A 319-nucleotide genomic window follows, 5' to 3' on the forward strand; every position below is an offset into this window, starting at 1 on the left:
CGCTGGTGCTGGCCATCGGCGCGCGGCGCGGCTTTCAGCCGGTGACGATGGTCATCGCGGGCATGCTGGTCGGGCTAACCGCCAGTGCGGTTGCGGGGGCGGTCACGCTGGCGCAGGGACAGTACCTGCTGTCGCTGGTCATCTGGAACGGCGGCTCGCTGGTCCAGCAGGACTGGTCGGGGGTCGCCGCGCTGGTCGGGGTGCTGGCCTTGGGTGGCCTGGCCGCAGCAATGCTGGCCCGTCCGCTGCGCCTGCTGTCCTTGGGGGCCGAGGGCGCGCAGGGCTTGGGCCTGAACGTCGCCGCGATGCGGCTGGCGGC

At 73.4% G+C, this 319-nt stretch carries 1 protein-coding gene; it reads left to right on the top strand.

Going from position 1 to position 319, the window contains the following annotated elements; genetic code table 11:
• Positions 1 to 319: iron chelate uptake ABC transporter family permease subunit (locus TW83_RS19115; protein WP_045984378.1), on the top strand; the 319-nt coding region annotated here is incomplete at both ends.

Source organism: Paracoccus sp. S4493 (genome assembly GCF_000967735.1).
GTDB lineage: Bacteria > Pseudomonadota > Alphaproteobacteria > Rhodobacterales > Rhodobacteraceae > Paracoccus > Paracoccus marcusii.